At 47.2% G+C, this 212-nt stretch carries 1 rRNA gene; it reads left to right on the top strand.

The features are described 5' to 3' along the window. Positions 1-59 (top strand): 16S ribosomal RNA (locus M3196_RS21925); the annotation flags it as partial. Positions 60-212: the final 153 nt, after the last annotated feature.

Here is a 212-nt window from a genome sequence, read left to right as displayed (position 1 = left end):
TTGGGGTGAAGTCGTAACAAGGTAGCCGTATCGGAAGGTGCGGCTGGATCACCTCCTTTCTATGGAGATTATGAAACAGCTTCGTCTGTTTCGTAAGTACACCTATTCTTCTTTTGTTCAGTTTTGAAGGAACTTTATACTTCCTTTAGGGGCCTATAGCTCAGCTGGTTAGAGCGCACGCCTGATAAGCGTGAGGTCGATGGTTCGAGTCC

The sequence above is a fragment of the Fictibacillus nanhaiensis genome, from assembly GCF_023715445.1.
In the GTDB taxonomy this organism is placed as follows: Bacteria; Bacillota; Bacilli; order Bacillales; family Fictibacillaceae; genus Fictibacillus; species Fictibacillus nanhaiensis_D.
This window is presented reverse-complemented; position numbering and strand designations above follow the sequence as displayed.